Raw genomic sequence first — 7,508 nt, 5'->3', positions numbered from 1 at the left:
CGAGTGACACTTTCAAAAGGCGGCTGGCCTTGACTCAGCGAGCAACACCTCCTTCACTTCTCAATTAATCATGGTGTCCAGAAAATCAACCACTCGACCAGTCCTGACAGCCACCCATTTTTTTCCAGTGCCACCAACATGCGCGTCCCAGACGAGTTACCTCCTAAGACAGAATGGAGGGTTCCCAAGCCATCGTCACGTGTGCTGAATATTGACACATCTCTGCGGACGGCCTAGCCTTTATGTCACCGAGCTGATTCGTAAGAGACGAGATTGAAGGGAACCCATGAAATCGAAGAAGCCGCTTACATCGAAGACGGCGCAGCAGAGACCCGCTCACCGAACGAAACCAGTCGACACCCCTTCCGTGTCGGAAAATCTCCATGAACGGATTGCCAGGCGAGCCTACGAGATCTACGAGCAACGGATACGACAAGGTGCCCTTGATGACTGGCTTCAGGCAGAGGGGGAAATCCTCGGGCAAACCAGCCCCTGAAATACAGCCACTCCCCTCATTCCATTCTTGACACCTCCCTACCGACAGCCTAGCCTTTGCTGGGAATCCAAAGTTGCGATCACGTCCATGGAGGAGCAGACGAAGCCATGGGAAGAACCAATAAGATACTGATTGCCGTCGACGATTCCGAGGCTTCTATGAAAGCCGTCACCTATGTGTCCAAACTGGTGCGAGGACGTGAATCTATCCACGTCTGTCTCTTCCATGTGCTCCCTCCCATTCCCCCGAAACTGTTAGAATTTGGTGGAGCAGAAGACCCCCAACAGGAAGCGAGGCTGAGCGCGGAACTCAAAACCGCTCAGGCTGAATGGCTAGAGAAAGCGAAGAATGCGGCCCAACCCTCGCTCGAAGCCGCTCAAATCATTCTCAAGGATCACGGATTATCCCAACACCGGATCAGCACTCGGTTTTCATCATCAATCCATAAACCGGATGTCGTGCGGGAGGTCCTTGAAGCAGCCAAGGAATCGCACTGTGGAACCGTGGTGGTGGGACGGCACAGGCTTCCATGGGTGGAGGACATCTTCTATCGACATACAGGTGAGGAATTGGTTGAGAAGGGCCAAGAGTTCTCCGTGTGGGTTGTGGGGTAGCGAGGTTCCTTTCAAGTTGCTATCCTCAACGACGTTGCGCCCCATTGCGCGTCTTCCGTGCCGTTCCTAAATTTCGTTCTTTGCAAGGTTTTCATGCCCTTCACGATTCGTCTCTATCGTCGCTTCCCTGTTCTATGCATTCTGACCCTGGCAATCTTGTGCGCTGCACCAGTACGGGCAGGGTTCGAGGAAGGGATGACAGCCTACGACCGTGGCGACTATGCGGCTACTGTCAAAGAGTGGCGGCCACTGGCGGAGCAGGGAAATGCCACGGCCCAGCATCACCTGGCGTGGCTGTATCTCCTCGGTCGTGGGGTGCCTCAGGATGATCAAGAAGCTAGCCGCTGGTTCCTAAAAGCCGCAGAGCAGGGAGATAGTGACGCGCAAACGAATCTCGGCAGTCTCTATCTCTTGGGAGATAGGATTCCCCAGGATGTTGCCGAAGCTCTGAAATGGCTCCGTGCTGCTGCCAGCCAGGGTCACCCCATGGCTCAAACGAAGCTCGGGATCATGTATGAAGATGGACATGGGGTCCCTCAAGATCGCGTTCAGGCTTACATGTGGTTCAGCTTGGCCGCGGGAGAAGGCTCGGAGTTGGCGAAGGCATTTCGCGACGCATTAGCCAAGGAGATGACTCCGGCTCAGATTGCCCAAGCTCAGCAGCTCGCGCAGGAGTGGACGCCGATGAAGAAATGACCGATCAACGTCTTAAACCCGGAATCATGTCCATCGAAGAAGCGACAATTTCCAGCATGTGAAAAAAGTCGCACTGGGCGCATGAATTCGTGCATTGTTTGGAGGAGTTATCCTCAGCAAGAACCCTTAGCTGTGGATAGCTATTCGGATACCTCGGTATATCCCTAGGGGCAACCGAATCAGCCGCTTTACAGGACCATCAAACGTGAAAAGTCAAGAGGTAGATTCCTGTAATTATGCACTCCGATTTTGTGCCCCCAAGGTATTGGGGCTCTTATACGGCGGACACAATGCTTAAAAAGTAGGCATTCTGTCACTTGGCTGACGTAATCTGCCTGTATGATGCTGGCCGAAGACGTTGTTCACAGACTTATCCACAGAATCTGTGAGTGCTCAACATTTATGCCTAAAGGACGCTGTGTGAATTAAGAATTCACCATCATTATCGGTGCGGATCTGAGACAACGAGGAATCACGATGAAAAGGTCGAAACAATTCATGATTGCGACGATGATAGTTGTCGGAGTTCTTGCAAATTCATCGAGTTGGAGAATCGGTGACGCCACGCTCTCAGTTGGTGGCGTGGAAGAGACGTACGCCGTCGAAAAAACTGAACCGCTCGACATTAATACTGCTTCTGCCGATCAACTGAAAGCTCTGCCTGGGATCGGCGATGCTTACTCCAAGAAAATTATCGAACATCGTCCGTACAAGCGGAAGGATGAGCTGGTACAGAAGAAGGTTATTCCGCAAGCAACGTATGACAAGATCAAGGATCAGATAGTGGCGAAGCAGAAGTGACTTCCCTTTTCTGGTATCGAGGGGTTGTCGAGAAACTCTTCGCACCCTTTCTCGGCCCGCTACAGAGAGAACGAGACCGCATTCGCGCTGAGATTCTTGGAATTCACGGCTTGATGCCATTGCTGATGAAGCAACGCAATGGCGTCCGCTGGACTGCTGAAGAGCGGTCCCAGCTCTCGCACCACCTTCGCCATTTAACCGCTTTGGGTCCGTATGTTCTCTTTTTCATGGCTCCGAGTTCGTTGGTTGTGTTTCCAGTGGTTGCATGGTGGCTTGATCGACGCCGACTGAAACGCCGAGACCAACAGACTCAAAACTCGCAACCCGCCAAGCCTTCGGAGAGGAGGGATTAGCGGGTGCTACGCTCAACACGGCCACCTCTTCTGCTAGCACTCGCTTTCGTTTTTTTGCTCATCCCATCCTCCCTGCATGCCTGGTCCCGGGAAGGGCACGAGATTGTGGCTATGATCGCAGAGCCACGGCTACATCCTGATGTGCGCGACTCGGTGGGCGCTCTCCTGGAAGGCCCCACGTTCATTAAGGCGGCAAGTTGGGCCGACAAAGTACGGAACCAGCAGACCGCCCCGTGGCACTATGTGAACATCGACCTCATGGACACCGAGTATGACGCGGCTCGCGACTGTCCCCAGGATGAATGTGTCATCGGCCAAATCGAACGCTTTCGCCGCGTCCTGGCCAAGGCGGACGCAGACACTCAGAAACGCCAAAAAGCCCTCAAGTATCTCATCCACTTGGTGGGTGACCTCCACCAACCCCTTCACGTCGCCAATAACAATGACCGGGGAGGCAATGAGGTACAGGTGGAATTTATCGGCGAGACGATCGATCCCTACAGTCGGAAGCCATGGAATCTCCATGCCGTGTGGGACAGTGGGATTCTGGAGGTGCGTGATCGGGACCCGCGCCGCGTCGTGAAGCGACTGAACGCCTGGTTGAACACGCAACCAAAGGGGGCGTTCGAGGACGGCTCCGTGGTGGATTGGGCCATGGAGTCACACCAAATTGCGAAGGACCATGCGTACGTGCTTCCGGAGGATCGCAGGCTGAGCGAAGACTACTACCGTGCCAACGTGCCTGTGGTCGATCAGCAGTTGGCTAAAGCCGCTGTCCGACTGGCGAAACTCCTAAACGACGCCCTGGAGAAGAAGTAAGCAAAAATGACCTTCCATCTTTAAACGGGTCCAGATCCTCTGTGAGGATCGGGCCCGCCACTCGAGCTGCCTGACTCATAGTAAAGGTGGTACAACTACAGGGGGCAGGTCAGTACCAGGAAGTATGCGCCAGGGGACGCAATGCTTGAAGAATTGGAATCGAGAGCGCGAGCATCGGGGTTAGGGCTATGGGCTGATCCGCACCCGGTGAGGATCAGCAGTACCGCGGCAAGAAGGCAAGCCCGACTCTCACAGAGGATCTGTACCCGTTGAAGGGGGCGAGGTCATTACGTGGCTGTCTGACAGGATGTTCGCATTGTGTCGCCGACAAGTTCACACGGCCGCTACTGGATCGCCGTCACCGAAAGCGTATGGCCATCCTGCGAGACTTTGGCTTCAATCCTGTCTCCTGGATTAACTCTCTTTTCTATTCGCGTATGGTCGGTCAGTTTGAGTCGAACCGTCTCGCCGGCTTGATTGGTGATGACATAGGACTTGTCGACTACGTCGAGCGTGTCCTCCCCTTGAGAATTCTTGGCCATATGAAATTCGCCCTCAACCACAGACACTTCCCCTGTGACAGTTTGTAAAGATGACTGTTCTGGATGAGATTGGGCTCCGATCATCGTCACACCGACCAGCGTATTCACAAGGCTGGCACAGGTGACTGCTACAACAGTAGGGCTCGTTTTGATGGGCTCCATAGTGACCTCCTTCAATGGTAATATAAGCGGCCACCCTTTCCGCGGCTCTCCGAACGCCCCACTCTCTTCAGTCTCACGGAGATTGCTTCCGTGTTCATTCGACTCAACAATCACCTCATTAAGAGCAAGCCTTGATCCGCTATCGTGGCTCTGGCGACACAGTACAACCTTCTAGAATTGTTCTTTTTTATTGTCATCAGGTCGGTGGCTCTTGATGGGACCGACTTGCTCTTAGTCGTCTCCGCACGGTGCGCTCTGTGCGCACACGCATCTGCTCGTTGATGCGGCGAGATACTCCACTGCCTCTGAAAAGCGGTCTGCGGGAAGCCCTTCAAGAAATGCTGAGGAGCGAGGCGTAAGGCCCTTCGATTCGACCAGATTAAATTTTAAAGTCGAAAAACCCATTGATCGTCATGCTACGACCTTCATCACTCATAGCAGGCTCTCCCTTTCGCATGAGTCCGTTGGCCGATACTGCTATGGCAAGCAGGATCACTGAACGCAGTGCCGTAGCGTTGGCTTTCACAGAGCCACCACACCAATGCTTCAAGGAAGGGGGGTGGAGACCTCTCCCAGGGAAGAAGAGAGCACGCCTGAGCAGAAAGGAGGTGACCCACTGCCAGAGCCTCCACCCAGTTCCATTCCGAGAGCCATGAGACATTGACGGACCGGCCTCCAGAGTACAGGCTTCGAAAGTTCCATGAAGTTCAGACCCATCAGCCTGGTCAGGCGGCACGAAGTGTGGTCATCATTCCCGGACTCTTTTTGGTCAGCTGCAACTGGCCTGACCGACTCAAGTGATCAACTTGGAGAAAGACCTCGGACCAACTCACTCCCGACAAGCGGAGTATCAAGTCATCCAGGGTGCATCCAGGATTCGCCCTCACCAGTTCGAGAATCTGATCGCCAAGAGGTCTCTGTTGCAGCATACATTCCTCCGTTGCTCTGACAAGAGCCTTGGAGCGACAGGTTGATTGGAGGTTCACCGCATCAGTATATGGAATCAAAGCCGAGCAAGTTTTAGTCCCACTGTATCGGCTACAGAGGCCTTCTGAGGTTGCTCGAAGGAGGGTTGAAAAACAATGGGGTAGGAAACACACGATAGATCGATGTTGATCTTGATGGTCAAGCCTCAGAGCGTTGTCGGGTTTCACACCGTGCGCGTAGAGCGATCACGCTCGACTCCGATGAGAAGATGGAGGATCAAGATCACGCCGTCTAGTATCTTCACCCACACACGCGGGTTCTATCACCCCATGCCTATTATGCAAAGTGGATGGTGGCCGAGCCATTCCCCCGTCTCCTTCTACCCGATGAGACGACGGACTCCCTATGCCATTTAGGGAAGGCGTGAGGTAATTGTAGATAGTACGCTCTTGTGGATCAGCCGCAAGTGGCCCAACCGGCTCAGACGCTCCATTTCGATGTACACGTCGTACCAGTGTAGTTCCGGGAAGTGTTGCGTGACCTCCTCCAACGTACAGTCAGGGTGCACCCTCACCAGTTCGAGAATCTGATCGCCAATTGTTGCTTGTTGTAACATACGCTCCTCCCGTGTGTTCTGACAGGAGCCTTACTCCACCGCTTTGTAATTTTATGATGAGTCTGCCAACAGAGATTCGTCGGTATCCATCCCATGTAACTATGATATCCGCAAATCTATACTCATATCAGCTAGGATAATCCCTAGGTCAGAGCTTCAACCTTTACAGTGCCCACGCTGGCTAAACTATGGCCCTAGGACAATTGGACACGCTTTAAGATGAACCGCCGTGCCGGTGCCGTGACGTTGCCGATGTCTACGAGGACCAACTCCCATCCTCCTCGGCCATACTCATTCAGTTGCGCTTCCAGCTTGGCATTATTGTCTAGGGGTAGAGAATCCACAACGCGATATTGAACTTGTGGGACTCCCTGAGCTGAGGAAATATGTCGCAACAGGAGGAGTGCCACCACAAACGCAACGAGAAAAAAGGTCACGTTGGTGATCCAGCGGTAAGAAAGATTCGCCATGGGCCTGTTCCTTTCGCCATAGGTGGATAAGTTGATATTCGCCGCTCCATCAGGTCGGATGCTCGACACTGTATCACCTTTAACCTGGCCCTGGGGCCCTTGGACAATGGGGTGGCCACGCAAATGTACCCCTGGCCCCATGTGCCTACCGACTGACCTGCCCCCTTAAACGGATCAAGATCGTCTGTTAGGGTCGGGCCGACCAACGTTGTGCGCGACTCACATTGAAGGTGGTAGAACTACAGGGGCAGGTCAGGGATTTTGTAGTACAGTCGGACTTTCTATCCGATCATGTAATTTTCAGACGGCCAACCACAAATGATTCTCAAACTGCTTGCTACGTATTACCTGCTGCAAGGGCTTCTCTTGGCTGCCCTCGGATTCGGCGGCGTGATCTTGATGGACCAGGATCATGAGCTGGTCATGCAACAATGGCTTCATCTTATCCACCTGGACCCTGAGAATCGCCATATTCATGGCCTCCTGACAAGGGCGTTTTCGATCGACGATCATCAACTTGAGGCGTTGAGTATTGGCTCCTTTGTTTACGCTGCCCTCGCGTTGGTACAAGGAGGAGGTCTCCTCTACGGTCGGCGCTGGGCTTCGTATCTAACGGTAGTGATGATCGCCTCATTTCTCCCATTCGAGCTCTATGCAGTTATGAACCATGTGACTCCACTGAGGGTCACAGCCCTCGGTGTCAATGGGGTGATTGTTTGGTATCTCATTGCCAGAGAGTTACACGTTCGACCACGAAGAAATGCAAATGTCATCTCCTGCTGAGCCACCCTAGTTGCAGACGTTAACCTCATCGCCTCGCCCCCGCATACGGGTCCACGTTCGCGGTGAGGGTCGGGCCCGCTGACCCGCCCGCAATCTGCCTGACTCATGTTGAAACTCGTACAACTACAACGGGGCTAGGTCATACAAAGAAGCAACCATTAACCGTCCTCGTCATCTGACTCTGCTACCACGCTGCTACCAGGACAGGACAAACCAGCGCCATCTGCCG

At 53.5% G+C, this 7,508-nt stretch carries 11 protein-coding genes; 6 read left to right on the top strand and 5 right to left on the bottom strand.

What is annotated here, in order from left to right; genetic code table 11:
* The first annotated feature begins 286 nt into the window (after nt 1–286).
* The 4 genes from VEI50_00125 to VEI50_00110 all read left to right on the top strand — a co-directional run bounded on the left by VEI50_00125 (nt 287) and on the right by VEI50_00110 (nt 2,607).
* A complete protein-coding gene (locus VEI50_00125) occupies nt 287–496 on the top strand; it encodes a DUF2934 domain-containing protein (protein HXX73517.1) in 210 nt (69 codons plus the stop codon).
* A 107-nt stretch (nt 497–603) separates the two neighbouring features.
* Entirely contained in the window at nt 604–1,110 is a 507-nt protein-coding gene (locus VEI50_00120) for a universal stress protein (protein HXX73516.1), read from the top strand.
* A 93-nt stretch (nt 1,111–1,203) separates the two neighbouring features.
* On the top strand, nt 1,204–1,806 hold the full coding sequence (locus VEI50_00115) for a tetratricopeptide repeat protein (GenBank protein HXX73515.1): 603 nt from the start codon (nt 1,204–1,206) through the stop codon (nt 1,804–1,806).
* 477 nt (nt 1,807–2,283) lie between these two features.
* On the top strand, nt 2,284–2,607 hold the full coding sequence (locus VEI50_00110) for a helix-hairpin-helix domain-containing protein (protein ID HXX73514.1): 324 nt from the start codon (nt 2,284–2,286) through the stop codon (nt 2,605–2,607).
* A gap of 59 nt (nt 2,608–2,666) precedes the next feature.
* Here VEI50_00110 and VEI50_00105 read toward each other — a convergent pair whose 3' ends face one another.
* Nucleotides 2,667–2,801: a hypothetical protein gene (locus VEI50_00105; protein HXX73513.1), complete on the bottom strand. Its 135-nt coding sequence runs from the start codon at nt 2,799–2,801 to the stop codon at nt 2,667–2,669.
* A gap of 162 nt (nt 2,802–2,963) precedes the next feature.
* Between VEI50_00105 and VEI50_00100 the strand changes: the two genes are divergently transcribed.
* A complete protein-coding gene (locus VEI50_00100) occupies nt 2,964–3,779 on the top strand; it encodes a S1/P1 nuclease (protein HXX73512.1) in 816 nt (271 codons plus the stop codon).
* A gap of 344 nt (nt 3,780–4,123) precedes the next feature.
* Here VEI50_00100 and VEI50_00095 read toward each other — a convergent pair whose 3' ends face one another.
* From VEI50_00095 to VEI50_00080, 4 genes are all read right to left on the bottom strand, one after another.
* Nucleotides 4,124–4,483, bottom strand: a complete 360-nt coding sequence (locus VEI50_00095) for a hypothetical protein (protein HXX73511.1) — start codon at nt 4,481–4,483, stop codon at nt 4,124–4,126.
* Between the two features lie 725 nt (nt 4,484–5,208).
* The gene (locus tag VEI50_00090; GenBank protein ID HXX73510.1) at nt 5,209–5,412 is read right to left on the bottom strand and encodes a hypothetical protein; all 204 of its coding nucleotides are present in this window, start codon (nt 5,410–5,412) and stop codon (nt 5,209–5,211) included.
* A 410-nt stretch (nt 5,413–5,822) separates the two neighbouring features.
* Complete coding sequence (locus tag VEI50_00085; GenBank protein ID HXX73509.1) at nt 5,823–6,026, bottom strand: hypothetical protein; 204 nt, start codon at nt 6,024–6,026, stop codon at nt 5,823–5,825.
* A gap of 194 nt (nt 6,027–6,220) precedes the next feature.
* Nucleotides 6,221–6,496 carry a hypothetical protein gene (locus VEI50_00080; protein ID HXX73508.1) on the bottom strand — a complete coding sequence of 92 codons (276 nt, stop codon included), beginning with the start codon at nt 6,494–6,496 and terminating at the stop codon, nt 6,221–6,223.
* Nucleotides 6,497–6,814: 318 nt separating this feature from the next.
* Between VEI50_00080 and VEI50_00075 the strand changes: the two genes are divergently transcribed.
* On the top strand, nt 6,815–7,279 hold the full coding sequence (locus VEI50_00075) for a DUF2127 domain-containing protein (GenBank protein HXX73507.1): 465 nt from the start codon (nt 6,815–6,817) through the stop codon (nt 7,277–7,279).
* Nucleotides 7,280–7,508: the final 229 nt, after the last annotated feature.

It is taken from the genome of Nitrospiraceae bacterium (assembly GCA_035623075.1).
GTDB lineage: Bacteria > Nitrospirota > Nitrospiria > Nitrospirales > Nitrospiraceae > DASPUC01.
This window is presented reverse-complemented; position numbering and strand designations above follow the sequence as displayed.